Below are 18,327 nucleotides of genomic sequence, written 5' to 3'. Positions count from 1 at the left end.
ATGAATTACCTGCCATCTCCTTTTTGGAGTATTCCTACTGCGGATTTGCTGAAGGAACTTCAGACGACTTCCCAAGGCTTGACCAAAGCGGAAGCTAAACAGCGACTCATGCAATATGGATTCAATCTTATCAAGCCAAAGCGAAGAGCGGATACCTTGACGCTCTTGCTAGCACAGTTTCAAAGTCCGATCGTCCTAATTTTAATATTTGCTGCTGGATTGTCTTTTTTTGTTCACGACCACGTTGACGGTTCGATTATCTTGGGAATTGTTGGTGTCAGCGGTCTGCTAGGATTTTGGCAGGAACGGAGAGCCGCTAATGCTGTCGAGAAGTTGCTGGCAATTGTTCGAGCTGAAGTCAGCGTGCGGCGTGATGGCGATTGTCAAACCATTCCTGTAGAAGAAATTGTTCCTGGAGATATAACTATCTTGAATGCTGGGGGAACTATCCCTGGCGATTGCCTGATTTTAAAATCTAAAGACCTCTTTGTTGATGAAGCAGCTTTAACAGGAGAAACTTATCCAGTTGCTAAAAATACTGGGATTTTGCCAATAGAAACTCCTCTAGGTCAGCGTACCAATCTCCTTTTCATGGGAACGCATGTAGTCAGTGGTACGGCAGAAGCAGTGGTGGTACGCACGGGTAAATACACGGAATTCGGTCAAGTCTCCGAGCGGTTGCAACTTAGAGCGCCAGAAACAGATTTTGAGCAGGGTATTAGGCATTTTGGCTATTTCTTAATGGAAGTCACGCTAATGCTAGTCATTGCTATCTTTGCGATTAACGTCTACCTGGCACGTCCTATTTTGGATGCCTTTCTCTTTTCGCTAGCCTTAGCAGTTGGATTAACCCCACAACTGCTACCAGCAATTATCAGCGTCAACCTAGCTCACGGTGCCAGACGCATGGCTCGTCAAAGGGTAATTGTCAAACGTTTGGCTGCAATTGAAAACTTTGGCAGTATGAACGTACTTTGCTCTGATAAGACTGGCACTCTAACTGAAGGAGTCATGCAAATACACTCCGCGCTAAATGTATATGGCAATGAAAACCAGGAAGTACTTTTCTATGGCTACCTCAATGCTTTCTACGAAACTGGTTATGTAAATCCAATCGATGAAGCAATTCGTAGCCATTATCAGTTCGACCTATCAGGGTATCAAAAACTTGATGAGAGTCCCTATGATTTTATTCGCAAGCGATTGAGCGTCCTAGTTGCTACAAATAGCACTCATTTGCTAGTGACTAAAGGGGCGCTAAAAAATGTATTAGCGGTTTGTTCGTCAGTGCAATGTCCCAATGGGTCGATTGGCGACATAACTCCCCTGTTGAAATCGATCCAGCAACGTTATGAGGAATTCGGCAAGCAGGGCTTTCGCATTCTAGGAATAGCTTACCGAGATCTTGGTTCTACTACAAATATCACTAAAGATCTGGAAACTGAAATGACTTTTCTCGGATTCCTGCTTTTTGCCGACCCAGCCAAGATCGGTATTACTGGCACAATTCAACACCTAGAGAATCTTGGAGTTTCGCTGAAGATTATTACGGGCGACAACCAGCGGGTGGCTGCTAACATCGCTCAAGAAATAGGAATGACCAACCCTGATATTCTCACAGGCTTAGACTTACATCAAACCAGCGATGCAGCACTGCTCAAACGAGTCAACGAGGTGAATATCTTTGCCGAAGTCGAACCCAACCAAAAAGAACGTATTATTCTGGCACTCAAAAAAGCTGGCAACGTAGTAGGATACATGGGAGATGGAATTAATGACGCTTCAGCTCTACACGTTGCCGATGTTGGTATTTCTGTCAACAGTGCCGTGGATGTAGCGAAAGAAGCAGCTGACATCGTGCTACTAGAAAAAGACCTTGGAGTGCTAGTGCAAGGGGTGCAAGAGGGGCGGACGACCTTTGCCAACACGCTCAAGTATGTATTTATGGCAACTAGCGCCAATTTTGGCAATATGTTTAGCATGGCGGGCGCTTCGCTGTTTTTACCCTTTCTCCCCCTGTTACCCAAGCAAATTCTACTGACCAATTTGCTGACGGATTTTCCAGAAATGACGATCGCCACTGACAGCGTAGACCGAGACATGGTTAGTAAACCTCGCCGCTGGAATATCCGATTTATCCGTAACTTCATGCTTGTATTTGGACTGATTAGTTCTGTGTTTGACTATCTCACTTTTGGAACGCTATGGTTTATCTTGCGTGCCACGCCCGATCGATTCAGAACTGGTTGGTTTGTGGAGTCAGTTATTTCTGCTGCGGCGATCGTGTTAGTGATTCGCACCCGCAAGCCTTTCTTCAAAAGTCAACCCAGTAGGTATTTATCGATAACCACGCTAGCGACTGTTGCTATTACTTCTATCCTTCCATACATTCCTGTAGCAAGATTCCTTGGTTTTCAGCCCTTACCTGCTTCATTTCTTTTATTACTAGGAGCAATTGTTACAATTTATATCGTAACAGCGGACAAAATTAAGCAGGTTTTTTACCAGTATGTAAAGTTTTGAAAATTTATCCGATCGAGAACTTATCTTCATAATTTCCTCATAACTCGAATTTAGCCTAAATAAGAAACGCCATAAATATTTACTGCTTGAAGTAAAATTAAAAGCTTTCATTCTATTGCTTTTACATTTTTACTATAAAAAGCTTGTTGCTCAGACAGATTTATTTTTTAAATAGGTGAATTTTTATGCACGAACACAGAACTGAAGCACAAACTAATTCTGATTCTCAAGCTAGTTATAGCAGCCTGTACAAGCTAGTTAACAATGTACTTAGCATGATGGTTATGTTTGCAGCTTGTTTGCTGATTTGCCATACGCCTAGTTTGATGAATGCATTTTTAGGACATTTCTCTCACTAGAGTCATTGCTCTATTCCAGCCAAAACATTCGATCCTTGACAGTTGCACAAATTACTTACTTATGAATGCTCTACGCACAACTTTTTTAATGGTGCTGCTCGTTGTTTTATTTGTCCTGGTTGGACGGGTTCTTGGCGGACAATCTGGGATGGCGATCGCTCTCATTCTGGCATTAGCAATGAACTTCTTTAGTTACTGGTTCTCAGATAAACTTATTCTCAAGCTCTACAACGCTCGAGAAATTCAACAAGCCGATGCCCCTCGGTTATGGGAAATAGTTGCCCACCTTGCTAGCCGTGCTAGATTGCCAATGCCAAAAGTCTACATAATTCCATCAGAGCAGCCCAATGCCTTTGCTACAGGTCGCAACCCTAAACATGCAGCAGTTGCAGTCACAACGGGCATCATAGAGATACTCGACTGGAAAGAGTTGGAAGGGGTAATCGGTCACGAACTGGCACATATCAAGCACAATGACATTCTGACTGGAACAATTGCTGCTACGATCGCTGGAGCAATTACCTATCTGGCTCAAATGGCTTACTGGCTACCTATAGGACGCAGCGACAGTCGCAATGGCAATCCGTTTGTAGCACTGCTTTTGCTAATTACCGCTCCTATTGCAGCTGCGCTAATTCAGATGGCAATCTCGCGATCGCGGGAATTTGAAGCCGATGCAGGTGGAGCCAAAATCTCCGGCAATCCACTAGCATTGGCGAATGCCCTCCGTAAACTTGAAGCAGGTGCGCGGGCAACTCCAATGAATAATGCCACTCCCGCCACAGCACACCTGTTTCAGGTTAGTCCTTTTAGCGGCAGACAGGGTATTTCTAATCTTTTCTCTACCCATCCCTTAACTGTAGAGCGTATTCGCCGACTAGAAGCAATGGCAGGAAGGCTGTAGCAGCAATTGCAAGTTCTAGACAGCCACTACTACAGGATAAAAGTAATATCTCCCCTAATAACTCGCAGGATGCAACAGCAACCAAGACAAATAATACTCTGTCGGATTCTATGTTGGAAAACTTATTTAACTTCAAACGATTAATGGGTTATCTGGCAGTTGGGATTGAAGCAAGTGCTGCGGTACTAATTGGACTGGCTACCATTGAAGCAACTATTCGCGCGATCGATTTGTTTTTCTACAATCGCAATTCATCTGAAGATTTCAAGGAGGTAGTACGGCTGCGTTTTGGTACGTGGCTCTCACTATCTCTTGAGTTTGAGCTGGCAGCTGATATTGTTCGCACTACTATTTCCCGTACATGGACTGAGTTGGGTAACTTGGGAACAATTATTATTTTAAGAACTATCTTAAACTTTTTTCTTCAAAAAGAAATTGAGAGAGCGGCAAAAAGAAATTATAAATTAGCTAATGCAAAGCAATTGATAAACAAAGAATAAAACTTTTAAGAGACAAAGCATTTTCTCAAGCAAGAAGAAGTACGACGCTATACAGAAATTTAATTTTGTAAATCAGTCTTATGTTAAACAAAATTATCTCTAAATGGATTGTTCGTGTCATGGCTACACCGGAAGTAAATCTATTCATATTCGCTTTTCTCCTTAACTTTGTTTATGAAGTTTGGCAAGCTCCTTATTATGAATTCTATGGAAGTCCCTCTTTTTTGGACAAAATTAAAGACCTAACCCACTGCACTTTTGGTGATGGTGTCATTATCCTTATTAGTAATTGGGTTGTCAGCGGATTAGCTCGTTCTCGTTACTGGGTATTCAAACCAAGCCGTAAATTAATGCTGCTTTTTACTGGTACGGGTTTGGTTATTACCCTCATTACAGAAACCTATCGGGTGAATGTTACCAGAGCCTATGGCGTTCCAGTTTTAGCCGTGCCTGGTCTAGGCATGAGTTCACTCGCGGTACTTCAGTGGATTATTTTGCCACCTTTAGTACTTTATTTTGCACGCCGCCAGATGATGAGTTGGGAAATGGATGGCAGAAAATGAGCCAGAGCGATATTAATTTTTGTACCGTAGTTCTTGACTCTCCAGCCGCGAGGAGAACTTAGGGTAATTCTAGATTTGATGGAGTCACCCCATCTAACTTTCCAGGCTTTACTGCCCAATTACTCAATGGAGGTTATTTATGACTATGGCAACACAAGCAACGACTGATGTCCGGTGGGATCTAAAAGGTGAATGGTTCGATGTTTGTAGCTGCAAACTACCGTGTCCCTGCACGTTTGCTCAAGAGCCAACCTACGGTGACTGCTTATTTACACTGGTATGGCAAGTGCATGAAGGGCAATTTAACGGCATCAAGCTCGACGGTCTGAGTGTCGTTGCCATCGGAGAGGTGGAGGGAAATCAGTGGGTAGAAGACCTCACCCCATCAATGAAATTGCTGTTTTACATTGACGAGCAGGCTGACGAACGCCAGCGCAACGCCCTCAAACAAATCTTTACAGGTAAAGCTGGAGGTTGGCCGAGTCAGTTCGGCAAGCTATTCAGCGAAATTCGCGGGATCGAGTACGCACCGATTGAAGTTAAAATTGCAGATGACCTGAGCTACTGGCGAGCTGTGATTCCTGGGAAAGTTATAGCAGATGTTGAGGCACTCTCTGGACCAACAGCAGACCCGAACCGTCGCGTTCAGTTATACAATCCACCTGGTTCTGAGACGGGATCTGGGCAAGTTGCTACTTGGGGTATTGTAAAAGAGAGTCAAGCCATTGGCTTTGATTATTCCCACCCTTTTGAAGGACAGTCGAGTAAGCATATCCCTTTTGATTGGAGAATGCCCGAATAGAAGGATTAACTTGCGCTCGCTTTAGGGATCGCCTTCTTGACAGAAACACGAGTTCCTCATAACTTCCTCAGAATCTCTCTTTACAGTGAGATCAGCCTGTGACAAGCAATGCTGTCACAACACCATTTGAGGCAGCGATCGAACTAGCCTCAGCAGTCTAGTGAGATTTCAAGTATGGACTGGCGTTTGAAAGATTGGCTATTGAAAGGTTCCAGACGATGGCTCGTCATATTGGCGATCGCTACAGGAATCACCTCTACTACTGTTGCTACAGTCTATACTCTCTCGCGTTATCGCCTCTTGCCTTCCAGTCCTGCACCAACTGCTTCGCCAGCCGCTCCCATTACTAGGACAGTGACAGCTTTGGGACGTTTGGAACCCCAAGGAGAAGCCGTTCACCCTGCTACAACTGGTTCTATAGAAGGAACTCGGATTCTCCAGATCTCGGTCAAGGAAGGGGATAAAGTTCGAGCTGGACAAGTCCTTGCGATTCTCGATACCCGCGGTCGCCGTTTAGCTGCTTTAAAGGAGGCTCAAGAACAAGTCAAAGTTGCCCAAGCACGTTTAGCGCAGGTCAAAGCTGGAGCAAAAGTTGGAGAAATTAACGCTCAAAAAGCAACGATTCAGCGGATGGAAGCTGAGTTACAGGGAAATGTAACAGCTCAGGAAGCAACAGTGAAGCGGTTAGAAGTAGAATTGAGTAACGCTGAAATTGAATACAAACGCTATCAACAGTTGTATCGGGATGGTGCAATTTCAGCATCTACTCTCGATAGCAAACGTTTAACATCTGAAACTGCTCAGAAAAGGCTGGAGGAAGGAAGAGCAACCCTCAAGCGAGTTCGAGAGACAGTACAAGCACAACTGAACGAAGCCAAAGCCAACCTCAACCGCATCGCTGAAATCCGCCCTACTGACGTACAAACAGCTCAAGCAGAGGTAAACCAGGCAATCGCGGTGGTGGAAAAAGCAAAAGCCGATCTGGAGTTAGCATACGTGCGATCGCCACGAGACGGTCGAGTCCTAAAAATTCATACCCGCGCTGGGGAAGTGGTGAGCAACCAAGGAGAAGGGATTCTCAAACTCGGTCAAACCGATCGAATGTACGTGGTAGCAGAGGTATATGAAACCGACATCGGTAAAGTTCGCTTGGGACAACGTGCCACGATTACCAGCGATGCATTCGCGGAGAAACTACAAGGTACGGTAGACCAGATTGGTTGGGAAGTAGGCAAACAAGACGTTCTCAATACAGACCCAGCCGCTGCTACGGATGTCAGAGTTGTAGAAGTCAAAATTCGTCTCGATTCCGTCGCCAGTCGGCGAGTTGCTGCCCTCAATAACCTGCAAGTGACCGTGGAGCTTGAACCATGAGCCACAAACTGTTTTTAGCTTGGCTGCAACTTACCAGGGAAAGAGCTAGGCTTCTGGTTGCAACAGCAGGGATTGCCTTTGCAGTTATCCTCATGTTCATGCAGCTAGGGTTTCAAGCAGCCTTATACGAGAGTGCAACTCGCGTACATGAAAGCCTCAATGCGGATCTGGTGATGATTAATCCTCGCTCCCGCGCGCTGATGAGTATGAACAATTTCTCTCGACGGCGTTTATATCAAGCTCTCGGTTTTGATGGAGTAGAGTCTATCAACTCCGTATATGTAGGTTTGGGAACTTGGAAAAGTCCTGCAAGTCAGCGCGATCGCGCCATCTTGGTTTTAGGAATCGATCCAAGCAAGACAACCCTACACATTCCAGAAATTAATCAATACTTGAACAAATTAAAACTTGATGATGTTGCGATTCTCGACCGAGTTTCTCGCCCCGAATTTAAGCCATTTATTACTGAAGTGGCTCAAGGAAATGCGATCGCACCTGAGATCAACGGTCGAAAAATTAAGGTAATAGGTTTATTCACCGTTGGCTCTTCTTTCGGTTCCGATGCACTTTTAATTACTAGTGAAGTGAATTTTTTACGTATTTTCAAAACTCGTACAGCAAGTGAAATTAATATTGGTTTACTCAAGGTCGAGTCCGATCGAGATATTGAAAGAATTGTTCGGGCAATACAAACTAGTTTACCAAAAGATATACAAGTACTAACCCATGATGGATTCGTAAAATTTGAGAAAAACTATTGGCAAAAAAATACAGCGATTGGTTTTGTTTTTACATTAGGAACTATAATGGGTTTTATTGTAGGGAGCGTAATCGTCTATCAAGTTTTATATACAAACGTCTCCGATCATTTGGCTGAATATGCAACATTAAAAGCAATGGGCTACAAGGATAGCTACCTGTTAATCATGGTATTTCAAGAAGCATTGATTTTAGCTATTCTAGGCTACATTCCTGGATTTGCTCTAACGCTAGGTCTGTACGATTTGACTAAGAAGGCTACTAGCTTACCGATGGCAATGGATATAGTGCGAGCCTCTTTAGTTTTAAGTTTGACAATCTTAATGTGTTTCATTTCTGGCGCTATTGCCGTACGCAAATTGCAAGCAGCAGATCCGGCTGACATTTTCTAAGTAATATGTTATGAATCAAAAACTGGTTGTTGAAATCCAACACCTCAATCATTATTTTGGTGGCGGTGACTTAAAAAAACAAGTTTTATTTGATATTAATTTAGAAATCTCTGCTGGAGAAATTATTATTATGATGGGACCATCAGGGTCGGGCAAGACTACCCTGCTGACTTTGATTGGTGGTTTGAGATCTATTCAAGAAGGTAGTCTCAAAGTATTCGACCGCGAACTCTATGGAGCAAGCTTAGATCAATTAGTACAAATCCGCCGCCAAATTGGTTATATTTTCCAATCCCATAACTTGCTTAAATTCTTAACTGCTTGGCAAAACGTGCAAACATCTCTGGAACTTCACAAAGATATTCCAGATGAAAAACTCCACTCCCAAGCAGAAGCAATGCTCAAGGCAGTAGGCTTGGAACATCGAGTGAATTACTATCCAGAAAATCTTTCTGGAGGACAGAAACAAAAAGTAGCGATCGCCCGCGCTCTCGTCGGTCATCCCAAACTTGTTTTAGCCGACGAACCGACTGCTGCTTTAGATAGCAAATCAGGACGAGATGTAGTAGAACTGATGCAGCATCTAGCTCAGGAGCAAGGATGTTCTATCCTCGTTGTAACCCACGACAATCGTATTTTAGATATCGCCGATCGCACTATTTACATGGAAGATGGTCGGCTCGCACCAGAGGCAAAGTTTGTAAAAAATAATACCTAAAGCATCATCGCATAACAGTTCGAGCTGGGTATTGATATTGGCACAGCTAAAAGAGGGGATGAAAACACATCTACAGAATTGGTATTGCCGCTAGAGCGTCCGATCTCGATACCTTACAGAATCGACGGAGTTAGAAATGCCTAACCAATGCGTAATTGCTGTGTATGACAGGGTATCAAAAGCAAAAGAAGCCTTGCACGTATTGGAGCAAAATGGCTTCCCAATCGATCGCCTATCTCTGATTACCCAGAATCGAGAAATCGAAAAGGAATTGCATCGCCCTACGGATGATGTTGGAAACGCAGCTAAGCTCGGCGCTGTTGCTGGTGGTTCGTTGGGTTGGGTAATTGGAGTTCTTGCTGGTGCAGCCGTCGTTTGGATTCCTGGTGTGGGACCGGGGCTGGCAGTCGGACACCTAGCTAGCACCGCACTACTAGGTGGTATTGAAGGTGTCGTAGCTGGTGCAACTGGAGGGGGAGTGCTGGTGACGTTAGTAGACTGGGGTATTTCTCGGCAACACATCCGCAAGTACGAAAAAACTCTTAAGGACGGTAATTACTTACTGATGGTTGATGGCAGCACCAAGGAGGTAGCTCGTGCCAAAAATATCTTGAAAAACGCCGAGCGGAGGAAATAAATCTCCGCAAGAAAATACTCTCGTAAGTTTTGCTTGCAAGGATTTCGAGAAATGGTAAAAATTTTCACGCTGATTTCATTTGAGTCTGAGATTGTTATTAATAGGATTCGTTCTCCACCTAAAACTTCAATAAGGAAGTTCGCAAAGATTTTGAATTTGAACTAGACGTATGATAAGGAGTTGAATTATGGCAACGATGGAAAAATGCATTCAAGATTGTTTGGATTGTCTGCGCGAATGTGAAAACTGTGCCAATGCTTGCTTGAGCAGCGATATGGCACAAATGATGGCTGAATGTATCAGGCTATGTGGTGATTGTGCCGATTTGTGCGCTCTGTGCGCGCGTTTCCTGTCACGAAAATCCAGTCTCTATAGTGAAGCTTGCCTTGCCTGTGCTAAAGCCTGCGAACTCTGCGCGGCTGAGTGCGAGAAGCACAGCGCCCATGCCGAGCATTGTAAAACCTGTGCCGAGGCTTGCCGTCGTTGCGCTCAGAGCTGTCGTGAAGTAGCACATGCAGCTTAAGAGTTAACAATTGTTCTGGTTTAAAACACTTAGATAGGGCAGATGAATAAGTCTGCCCTTTATGCAATCGACGATTAACTCAGTATCTGACATGCTCAAAAATAGGGGATTAATCTCATGCTATTGATCTTTAGTTTGATTGCAATAGCTGTAGTGGCATTCATTTGGCTGCGTCGTTCTGGACATCATAGTGGAAATCGTGGCGGACACCACGGCAGTCATAGTAGCGATCGCGGAGGGCACGGCAGTCATCAAAGCCGCCATAAAGGAGGTGGAGGTTGTCACTAATCCTTTCTGGACTCTGCAATGAATAAAAAATTACTCCTGCTCCTCTTCTGCGTGTTTGTCGTCTCGATCGGCTTTGGCGTGACATTGCCAGTGCTACCCTTTTATGCCAAGCATCTTGATGCAGCAGGAGTATCTCGTGAAGCAATGGCGGTTCATATCGGACTTTTGACGAGCGTTTATGCCCTAATGCAGTTCATTTTTGCTCCGTTCTGGGGGCAACGATCGGATCGGGTTGGCAGACGACCCCTGATTTTACTAGGGATTGCAGGTTCTGCCATGACTCAAGTGCTATTTGGCTTCGCCACTTCTTTGGGAATGCTATACGTCGTGCGAGCAGTGGGTGGATTTTTATCTTCTGCTACGCTACCTGTTGCAACTGCTTACGTATCCGATCTCACCACGGAGAGCGATCGCAGTCGAGGGATGGCGTGGCTCGGTACGGCGGTGAGTCTTGGCGTTATTGCTGGTCCAGCATTCGGAGGACTTACCACCCGCGAAGATATGCACTTCACTGTGGGTTTTGTAGATTTCAAAATTGAGAATTTTGCACCTCCATTCTTTCTATCAGCGGTGCTAATGCTCCTCATACTCGCGATCGCCGTGCGATGGCTGCCTGAATCTTTACCTTCGCGAGCGGTAATGACCTCCAGCAATAAATTAGCCTTCAGGTGGAGAACGCTGGAAAGTAAACTGCTTCTGCTTCTAGTTCTAACAGCTGTTGCACAGTTCGGACTAGCGATTTTTGAAGCCACTTTTGCACTCTATGCTCAGGAAAAGTTGGGTTATGGTCCAGTGCAAACAGGAATTGTTTTTACGATCTGTGGGCTGGTGATGGCTGTATTTCAGACTATTGCAGTTGGCTATTTAACAAATAAGATAAATGCAGTTGCTCAAATTGCTTCTGGTTTGAGCTTGATGGGAATTGGCATTATACTCTTGTTGCTGGTACGGAATATGCTTCTGGTTTTCGGAGTTGTTGGCTTACTAGCACTGGGCATGGCATTGGTTACTCCCAACCTCTCAGCCCTAATTTCAAAACGAAGCGGTCAACACACTGGTAAAGTATTGGGAATGCAAAATGCTGCTAACAGCCTCGGACAGGTAGGTGGTCCGATGCTAGGAGGCGTACTATTTGCATGGCGGCCAAATGCACCATACCTATTTACCGGAGCCTTTTTGGTTAGTGTCAGTCTAGGAGTTATCTGGCAAGCGAAAAGTAGGCGGCATTAGTTGATTAATTATCTGAAAATGTCATTGGATCGAATCTCTCGTTAGAACATTAAGTGTTAGCAAAGTTTAGCTTGGAGACTAACAATGCCCGTTGAAAAAGATGGAAAACCCAATTCCCCCAATCCTCAACACTTCGGTAGCAGTCTATTGACGCTCCTGTTTTTCCTTTTTCTCTTCCACTTTTTCATTGCCCCTGGAATGCGTTCTCCAACGACTGAGGTTTTATACAGCCGATTTCGCAAGGATGTGAAAAATGGCAAAGTTGCTCAAGCACTATTGGCAGAAAATCAGATTCAATATACTCTCAAGGCAGATTTACCCAAACAGCAAAAGCCCCAACCAGATAATTCATCCACGCCTCCACCTAATTTGCAATTCCCCCAGCCGAATAGCTCAACCTCAGCTCCCACCAAAATCTACACGACTACACCCATTCCAAACGATCCGAGCCTGCCTCAGCTTTTAGCAGATAATAATGTAGAATTCGGTGCGCTGCCGCCCGATCGCAATGCCTGGATCGGTACGCTTTTAGGGTGGGTGATTCCCCCCCTGATCTTTTTTGGTATCTGGGGCTTGCTGCTCAACCGCGCCCAGACAGGTGCAGGTGCAGCCCTAACCGTAGGAAAAAGCAAAGCCCGCATCTATTCGGAAGGACATACCGGAGCCACGTTTGCTGACGTAGCTGGAATTGATGAAGCAAAAGCGGAGCTTTGGGAAATTGTGGAGTTTTTGAAAAACTCTGCTAAATATACTCGCGTTGGAGCCAAAATCCCCAAGGGAGTGCTTTTGATTGGCGCACCAGGGACGGGCAAAACTCTCCTAGCTAAAGCTGTAGCTGGGGAAGCGGGAGTTCCTTTCTTCAGTATCTCCGGCTCCGAGTTCATCGAGTTATTTGTCGGTGTTGGCGCGGCACGGGTGCGAGATTTATTTGAGCAGGCGAAGAAACAAGCTCCCTGTATTGTTTTTATCGACGAACTAGATGCTCTAGGTAAATCTAGAGCCGGAGCAGGACCAATGATGGGAGGTAATGACGAGCGAGAGCAAACCCTGAATCAACTATTGACAGAGATGGATGGCTTTGAAGCCAACACAGGGGTCATCATTTTAGCGGCGACTAATCGCCCTGAAGTTTTAGATCCAGCATTGCGCCGTCCTGGTCGTTTCGATCGCCAAGTAGTTGTCGATCGCCCAGACAAGCTAGGACGGGAAGCTATTCTCAAAGTACACGTAAACCAAGTTAAGTTAGCAGCTGATATAGACTTGGCTGCGGTCGCCGCTCGCACGCCAGGTTTTGCTGGTGCCGATTTAGCCAATTTAGTGAATGAAGCTGCCCTGCTAGCTGCACGCCAAGATCGAGAAGCCGTGACGATGGCTGATTTTAACGAGGCGATCGAGCGAGTGATTGCTGGTTTGGAGAAAAAATCTCGCGTTCTCAACGAGACGGAAAAGAAAACTGTTGCTTACCACGAAGCAGGTCATGCCATTGTTGGAGCTTTAATGCCTGGAGCTGGTAAAGTCGAGAAAATTTCTATTGTCTCCAGAGGTGTAGGCGCATTGGGCTACACGCTGCAACTACCAGAAGAAGACCGCTTCTTGATGGCAGAAAATGAAATTCGCGGTCGCCTAGCTACACTTTTGGCAGGGCGCTCCTCAGAGGAAATTGTCTTCGGCACAGTTTCAACGGGAGCTAGTGACGATATCCAAAAAGCAACCGATCTTGCCGAACGCATGGTTACTCTCTATGGTATGAGCCATAAGCTAGGACCTGTGGCATTAGAAAAAGTCCAGCAACAATTTTTGGATGGTTTCTCCAATCCTCGTCGTTCAGTTAGCCCTGCGATTGCGGAAGAGATCGATCGAGAGGTCAAGGAAATTGTAGATGGGGCGTATCAGATTGCCTTACGCATTCTAGAAACCAATCGTTCTTTATTAGAGGAAATGACTCAGCACTTAATACGGGCAGAAGTTTTAGAAGGAGAGCAGCTACGCGGTTATTTAGGGCAGGTTCAAGTACCTAATGATTTAGTAGATTGGTTACGCACAGGTCAGTTGCCATCTAAAAATAAATGAAATTTTTAGTAGATTTTTATCACTAAATATATAGCCAGTTTACAAATAAAGAATACCCCTTTTTATAGAATTCCAGTCGAGATTTTCCTACGAAATATTATTACTATCATTACTAAAGCTAGAGTAAATCTAGAAAACAGAATTGATTTTTCTCGACAGTTAAAAGTTTTTTCTAATTTAGAACAAATTTCACCTCGATTTCATCTTGCTTTCCATATAATAAAGTTTAATCACTTATACCTCATGCTTAGCTTAGTTTCAGGCTTTTAGTTTACGAGCTTAAAAGCCTGAATTTTTATCACGACAAGAATGAAGCCAAGGTCATCATCCAGAAAAACTAGCTTCATTCCCCGATCTATCCTTCGGACTATAGAAGGGATTAAACAGGCGTTCGACTCACAAGCAGAATCACAGCTAGTTGAAGAGTTTCGTGCTGCTCAACAACGTACGCTTATATCCATTCGTTTTTTGTTAATTCTAATTGTAGTTCTCGTGCTAGTAAGCCAACTTTCTAGACATTTTGTGATTAGTCCATTGGTTAAAGCTTTATGGAACAAAGAGGAAGTAGTATCTTTCTTAAACTCTTCTCAGGAAGAAAGAGCTTTAGCTGAACTAAAAAAGTTCGAGCAAGCAATTTATTTTGAGTTTCGTCTAAATAAAACTCCAAAACTATCTACTGAATTTTTACAAAAAAAGCTCAAGAAAAAAATAATTAGTTTAGCCAAAAAGTATAAGAATGAAAGTTTTGATGCAGTCGTAAACGTTTTTGGAGATTTGCTTTCAGCCTTCACGTTCGTTACGATCGTTGTAGTTAGCAAACAGCAGCTAAACATTATCAAATCTTTGCTTGATGACATAATTTATGGATTAAGCGACTCTGCTAAAGCTTTTTTAATTATTTTATCTACCGATCTATTTGTAGGCTTCCACTCTCCTTACGGATGGCAGATAATCTTGGAAGGTGCCTTGAAGCGTTTTGGTCTTCCAGAAAATAAAGATTTTATTTTTTTATTCATTGCTACTGTTCCCGTGATTGCAGACACCATTTTTAAGTATTGGATTTTTCGCTACCTCAATCACTCTTCTCCATCAGCAGTAGCAACCTATCACAACATGAATGAATAACTATTTCAAATAGATGTGTTGTCAAAGTAGTTAATTTTTTCATAAAAAACAAATTTTTACTTTTTAAGTTAGCGTATGTCCTTTTAATCTCTGCGGGTCAAATTCCCCGCCGCTCTGCGGCGTAAAATATAGAGATGAGTGAGTACATCCACAAAAGTCATAACGTAACAGTTTTGCTGTACCATTTAGTGTTTCCGGCGAAGTATCGACGAGCTGTGTTCGACGAACGACTTGGTTGCAGTTTTAAGAGAAGTGTGCTTAGAAATTGAGAAACGCTACGAAATCAAGTTTGTCGAAATTGGTGTGGACAAAGACCATGTACATTTTTTAGTACAGTCAGTACCAACTTATAGTGTGACTAAGCTGGTAACAATGCTCAAAAGTCTGACAGCACGAGAAGTATTTAAACGCTGCCCACAAGTGAAACAACAGCTATGGGGTGGTGAGTTTTGGAGTGACGGTTACTTTGCAACTACGGTGGGAAAGCATGGTGATGAGGGCATGATTGCCAGATATGTGAAAAAACAGGGGAATGACTATCTCAAGTTACACCGAGACGAGCAATTGTCTCTTTTTTGATTCTGATACCCCGTCCGCTTGCGGCGGGGTAGTTCATTTCAGTTGTTATTTCAAGGTATCAGGAAAAAATGAAGATCGAGAAGCATACTAAAACTCATTCCTTAAGATCGTGGAAGCAAAAATTTTACGACTACACGGGAGAAAGATTAAATTGATTTTATTTAATTTTACGCTTGCAAGGTTCAATTATTTCAACTATTCTCCCTTGGGTATTTTTTTTAGCGTTTATAGCTTTGCAATTGCATTACTTTACTATGAAAAAATCCATATAACTTTACCAAAAATAGATGGTGTCCCTAATGTGGTGTTAAGTTTTAATCTCGTCTTGAGTTTGTTATTAATATTTCGGACTAATACAGCTTACGATCGCTTTTGGGAAGGACGTAAGCTGTGGGGAAACTTAGTCAATACCGTTCGGAATTTGAATCGAGGAATTTGGATAATAATTAAAGAACGAGAAGCGGCAGATCGGGAGGAAAAAAAGGCAGCGATGCGGTTGGTAGTTGCTTTCGCGATCGCCATGAAGTTACATTTGCGCCGCGATCCTGTAAATGAAGAGTTACTTTCACTAATGTCCGCCTCGGAATATTCAAAGTTACAAAATACAGACCATCCACCGCTAGAGATTACGTTCTGGCTGGGAGAATATTTACAGCATCAGTACGATTCTCAGACGCTCGATGTTTATCAACTAAATGTTTTGCAGAAATTGCTAGATGAGTTAGTGAATATTTTGGGCGGTTGCGAAGGAATTTCAAAAACACCAATGTCTTTGAGTTACGCAATTTATTTGAGGCAGCTAGTCGTGTTGTACTGTTTAATCTTACCTGTTGAATTAGTAAGTGGCTTGATTTGGTGGACGACTCCGCTCATGATTTTTATCAGGTTTATTTTATTTGGAATTGAAGAAATTGGCTCCGAGCTGGAAAATCCTTTTGGACACAATCCAAATGACCTACCATTAGACGTGATTTGTCGCACAATACTTTGCAATACTGAAAATATCATTGCAGTTAATGCAAATAGCAATCGCTTTTTTAGAACAGATAATAAATTTAGACCGTAGAGGGAAACTGTAAAGGCTATTTGCTTAAAAAGCATAGTTAATTCAGCCTCAAAACATTTGTTATTCACAATCTTGCTGCTACAGACACGATACTCCCATGCTTACCACCGTAAAAACCGCTCAAACAGACACTGACCTCGTTCGGATTTACCTACGCGAAATTGGTCGCGTACCGCTGCTAACTCACGAGCAAGAAGTTTTCTATGGCAAACAGGTACAGCGAGCGATCGCTTTGCAGTTGGTGAAAGATTCGCTCACCGAGCAGCTAGGTCGAGAACCGACGCTTGATGAATGGGCAAAAGCTTCAGAAATATTAGATAATACTAGGTTAACAAAAGCGATCGCCGATGGTGAGAATGCTAAGCGTAAGATGGTAGAAGCAAATTTGCGACTGGTAGTTTCCATCGCCAAAAAGTATACTAAGCGCAATTTAGAACTTATAGACTTGATTCAGGAAGGAACCATTGGCTTGCAAAGGGGTGTAGAAAAGTTCGATCCCACCAAAGGGTATCGGCTTTCAACTTATGCCTACTGGTGGATTCGCCAGGCTATTACTAGGGCGATTGCCCAGAACAGTCGCGCCATCCGGCTGCCTATCCATATCACAGAGAAGCTAAATAAAATTAAAAAGACACAACGCCAGCTGTCCCAACACCTAAAACGCACGCCATCAATTTCTGAGTTAGCAGCAGCACTGGAATTGACTCCCAACCAGGTCGTCTCGTATCTAGAGGTAGCACGTCAACCTATATCTCTAGAAAAACAGGTAGGAGAAGATCGGGAGACCGAACTGGGTGAAATGTTGCCAGATCCTGCTGCTTCTCCTGAAGAGTTTGCGATCCAGTCATTAATGTCCGATAACTTAAAGCAAGTGATGGCAACAGTTTTGACACTGCAACAGCAGCAGGTATTGAGCTTGCGTTTTGGTCTAGAAGATGGACGAGCGCTTTCACTGAAAAATATAGGCGAGCGGCTTAACTTTAGTCGCGAACGGGTGCGGCAAATTCAACAAGAAGCCTTAGCCAAACTCCGTAAATGCAAAGCCGAGCTAGATAAATACTTAATTAGTTAATTTACAATTGGTTCTTCAAAAACTTTGCCTAGTGAATAAATTTTGTCAGTGAGATTGCCAAGCATTCTCAAAAGTTTAATCTCAAGCACTATCTTTCTTTATGGCAAAGCCAGTCTTCTTCACTAAGCCGTTGACGATCTTCAATTCTTACTAGACCGAGCGACGAGCTTTTGAGGAAGCGCGATCGCTAAGTAATTTTAACTCTGGATGTCATTTCATCTGAATTTCATCTTACTCTGCCAATCTAGTTAGCAAGAGATTCATCTTGAGTGAATTTAAAAGCTAGCGGACAGAGTTAATTTTTGAGAAGCTTAAATGAAGAAAACACTAATTTATGCTACCGCATTAGCACTAGCTACCGTAGCTTTTACTTCTACTAGCTATGCAAGTACAAAAACAGATAGCGATAACATTTCCAATGTTGAGAATGAGCTGCAATCTCCAGCTAATCGCTGGCAGCTTGTTAAGCAAGTTTTCAAACTAAACGTCCCAAAAAATATTAATGGACTCTCTCAGTTAATTATTGATACTCCATCTACTGTAGCTGTGAGTAATGACATAGATGTTTTGGCTCAAAACGGTCAAAAAGTTAATATTAATGTTTCTGTTAACGACAAAAAAATTATCATAGATTTTCCCGAAAAAAATATTTCTAATACCAAGCTTATAGTTGAACTTAATAAGGTTAAGCAACTATCTCATGGTCCTGATTCCGTTTATAACCTTTGGGCTAAAGTCGTCGGCAGTAATACAGAAATTCCTATAGGTGTAGTTCGGTTTCGAGCATTTTAATTTCTAGATTGTGACCTGCAACCGCAGAATTTTCAGCTCAATGTCATGAAG

Annotated in this window: 18 protein-coding genes and 1 pseudogene; all 19 read left to right on the top strand. The window is 43.3% G+C overall.

Features of this window, described 5'->3' with window-relative positions:
• The 19 genes and pseudogenes from mgtA to DSM107010_RS00980 all read left to right on the top strand — a co-directional run bounded on the left by mgtA (position 1) and on the right by DSM107010_RS00980 (position 18,276).
• A complete protein-coding gene (mgtA, locus tag DSM107010_RS01060) occupies positions 1–2,523 on the top strand; it encodes a magnesium-translocating P-type ATPase (protein WP_106165878.1) in 2,523 nt (840 codons plus the stop codon).
• A 185-nt stretch (positions 2,524–2,708) separates the two neighbouring features.
• Positions 2,709–2,882, top strand: a complete 174-nt coding sequence (locus DSM107010_RS38085; RefSeq protein ID WP_158631716.1) for a hypothetical protein — start codon at positions 2,709–2,711, stop codon at positions 2,880–2,882.
• Positions 2,883–2,943: 61 nt separating this feature from the next.
• A complete protein-coding gene (gene htpX / locus DSM107010_RS01055; protein ID WP_106165877.1) occupies positions 2,944–3,786 on the top strand; it encodes a zinc metalloprotease HtpX in 843 nt (280 codons plus the stop codon).
• A gap of 110 nt (positions 3,787–3,896) precedes the next feature.
• Positions 3,897–4,286, top strand: coding sequence for a DUF1622 domain-containing protein (locus DSM107010_RS01050; RefSeq protein ID WP_199755340.1), 390 nt, complete (start codon positions 3,897–3,899; stop codon positions 4,284–4,286).
• An 80-nt stretch (positions 4,287–4,366) separates the two neighbouring features.
• Positions 4,367–4,849: a hypothetical protein gene (locus DSM107010_RS01045; RefSeq protein WP_106165876.1), complete on the top strand. Its 483-nt coding sequence runs from the start codon at positions 4,367–4,369 to the stop codon at positions 4,847–4,849.
• 139 nt (positions 4,850–4,988) lie between these two features.
• A complete protein-coding gene (locus tag DSM107010_RS01040) occupies positions 4,989–5,651 on the top strand; it encodes a DUF1326 domain-containing protein (protein WP_106165875.1) in 663 nt (220 codons plus the stop codon).
• Between the two features lie 174 nt (positions 5,652–5,825).
• Positions 5,826–7,025 (top strand): ABC exporter membrane fusion protein, encoded by a 1,200-nt coding sequence (locus DSM107010_RS01035; RefSeq protein ID WP_106165874.1) that lies wholly within the window; start codon positions 5,826–5,828, stop codon positions 7,023–7,025.
• Entirely contained in the window at positions 7,022–8,176 is a 1,155-nt protein-coding gene (gene devC / locus DSM107010_RS01030) for an ABC transporter permease DevC (protein ID WP_106165873.1), read from the top strand. The genes DSM107010_RS01035 and devC overlap by 4 nt, the downstream gene beginning before the upstream one ends.
• Positions 8,177–8,186: 10 nt before the next feature.
• A complete protein-coding gene (locus DSM107010_RS01025; protein WP_106165872.1) occupies positions 8,187–8,894 on the top strand; it encodes a DevA family ABC transporter ATP-binding protein in 708 nt (235 codons plus the stop codon).
• A gap of 136 nt (positions 8,895–9,030) precedes the next feature.
• The gene (locus DSM107010_RS01020) at positions 9,031–9,531 is read left to right on the top strand and encodes a 2-oxobutyrate oxidase (RefSeq protein WP_106165871.1); all 501 of its coding nucleotides are present in this window, start codon (positions 9,031–9,033) and stop codon (positions 9,529–9,531) included.
• 187 nt (positions 9,532–9,718) lie between these two features.
• Entirely contained in the window at positions 9,719–10,054 is a 336-nt protein-coding gene (locus DSM107010_RS01015; protein ID WP_106165870.1) for a four-helix bundle copper-binding protein, read from the top strand.
• A 117-nt stretch (positions 10,055–10,171) separates the two neighbouring features.
• On the top strand, positions 10,172–10,342 hold the full coding sequence (locus DSM107010_RS38080; protein WP_158631715.1) for a hypothetical protein: 171 nt from the start codon (positions 10,172–10,174) through the stop codon (positions 10,340–10,342).
• Between the two features lie 18 nt (positions 10,343–10,360).
• Complete coding sequence (locus tag DSM107010_RS01010; protein ID WP_106165869.1) at positions 10,361–11,572, top strand: MFS transporter; 1,212 nt, start codon at positions 10,361–10,363, stop codon at positions 11,570–11,572.
• A gap of 84 nt (positions 11,573–11,656) precedes the next feature.
• Positions 11,657–13,642, top strand: coding sequence for an ATP-dependent zinc metalloprotease FtsH (gene ftsH, locus DSM107010_RS01005; RefSeq protein WP_127022115.1), 1,986 nt, complete (start codon positions 11,657–11,659; stop codon positions 13,640–13,642).
• A 309-nt stretch (positions 13,643–13,951) separates the two neighbouring features.
• Positions 13,952–14,767 carry a CemA family protein gene (locus DSM107010_RS01000; protein WP_127022112.1) on the top strand — a complete coding sequence of 272 codons (816 nt, stop codon included), beginning with the start codon at positions 13,952–13,954 and terminating at the stop codon, positions 14,765–14,767.
• A 134-nt stretch (positions 14,768–14,901) separates the two neighbouring features.
• Positions 14,902–15,346: pseudogene (gene tnpA, locus DSM107010_RS00995) on the top strand (IS200/IS605 family transposase).
• A 109-nt stretch (positions 15,347–15,455) separates the two neighbouring features.
• Complete coding sequence (locus DSM107010_RS00990; protein ID WP_241994077.1) at positions 15,456–16,412, top strand: bestrophin family protein; 957 nt, start codon at positions 15,456–15,458, stop codon at positions 16,410–16,412.
• A gap of 97 nt (positions 16,413–16,509) precedes the next feature.
• Complete coding sequence (locus DSM107010_RS00985) at positions 16,510–17,484, top strand: RNA polymerase sigma factor, RpoD/SigA family (RefSeq protein WP_106171540.1); 975 nt, start codon at positions 16,510–16,512, stop codon at positions 17,482–17,484.
• A 315-nt stretch (positions 17,485–17,799) separates the two neighbouring features.
• Positions 17,800–18,276: a hypothetical protein gene (locus DSM107010_RS00980; RefSeq protein WP_106171538.1), complete on the top strand. Its 477-nt coding sequence runs from the start codon at positions 17,800–17,802 to the stop codon at positions 18,274–18,276.
• The last annotated feature ends 51 nt before the right edge of the window (positions 18,277–18,327 follow it).

Source organism: Chroococcidiopsis cubana SAG 39.79 (genome assembly GCF_003991895.1).
GTDB classification, from domain to species: Bacteria; Cyanobacteriota; Cyanobacteriia; order Cyanobacteriales; family Chroococcidiopsidaceae; genus Chroococcidiopsis; species Chroococcidiopsis thermalis.
Note: the sequence above shows the minus strand (reverse complement) of the source record. Positions and strands in the feature narration are given on the sequence as shown.

Excerpts from the sequence above, each read along its gene's own strand:
- mgtA (WP_106165878.1), top strand. The coding sequence starts at position 1 with ATGAATTACCTGCCATCTCCTTTTTGGAGTATTCCTACTGCGGATTTG.
- DSM107010_RS38085 (WP_158631716.1), top strand. The coding sequence starts at position 2,709 with ATGCACGAACACAGAACTGAAGCACAAACTAATTCTGATTCTCAAGCT.
- htpX (WP_106165877.1), top strand. The coding sequence starts at position 2,944 with ATGAATGCTCTACGCACAACTTTTTTAATGGTGCTGCTCGTTGTTTTA.
- DSM107010_RS01050 (WP_199755340.1), top strand. The coding sequence starts at position 3,897 with ATGTTGGAAAACTTATTTAACTTCAAACGATTAATGGGTTATCTGGCA.
- DSM107010_RS01045 (WP_106165876.1), top strand. The coding sequence starts at position 4,367 with ATGTTAAACAAAATTATCTCTAAATGGATTGTTCGTGTCATGGCTACA.
- DSM107010_RS01040 (WP_106165875.1), top strand. The coding sequence starts at position 4,989 with ATGACTATGGCAACACAAGCAACGACTGATGTCCGGTGGGATCTAAAA.
- DSM107010_RS01035 (WP_106165874.1), top strand. The coding sequence starts at position 5,826 with ATGGACTGGCGTTTGAAAGATTGGCTATTGAAAGGTTCCAGACGATGG.
- devC (WP_106165873.1), top strand. The coding sequence starts at position 7,022 with ATGAGCCACAAACTGTTTTTAGCTTGGCTGCAACTTACCAGGGAAAGA.
- DSM107010_RS01025 (WP_106165872.1), top strand. The coding sequence starts at position 8,187 with ATGAATCAAAAACTGGTTGTTGAAATCCAACACCTCAATCATTATTTT.
- DSM107010_RS01020 (WP_106165871.1), top strand. The coding sequence starts at position 9,031 with ATGCCTAACCAATGCGTAATTGCTGTGTATGACAGGGTATCAAAAGCA.
- DSM107010_RS01015 (WP_106165870.1), top strand. The coding sequence starts at position 9,719 with ATGGCAACGATGGAAAAATGCATTCAAGATTGTTTGGATTGTCTGCGC.
- DSM107010_RS38080 (WP_158631715.1), top strand. The coding sequence starts at position 10,172 with ATGCTATTGATCTTTAGTTTGATTGCAATAGCTGTAGTGGCATTCATT.
- DSM107010_RS01010 (WP_106165869.1), top strand. The coding sequence starts at position 10,361 with ATGAATAAAAAATTACTCCTGCTCCTCTTCTGCGTGTTTGTCGTCTCG.
- ftsH (WP_127022115.1), top strand. The coding sequence starts at position 11,657 with ATGCCCGTTGAAAAAGATGGAAAACCCAATTCCCCCAATCCTCAACAC.
- DSM107010_RS01000 (WP_127022112.1), top strand. The coding sequence starts at position 13,952 with ATGAAGCCAAGGTCATCATCCAGAAAAACTAGCTTCATTCCCCGATCT.
- DSM107010_RS00985 (WP_106171540.1), top strand. The coding sequence starts at position 16,510 with ATGCTTACCACCGTAAAAACCGCTCAAACAGACACTGACCTCGTTCGG.
- DSM107010_RS00980 (WP_106171538.1), top strand. The coding sequence starts at position 17,800 with ATGAAGAAAACACTAATTTATGCTACCGCATTAGCACTAGCTACCGTA.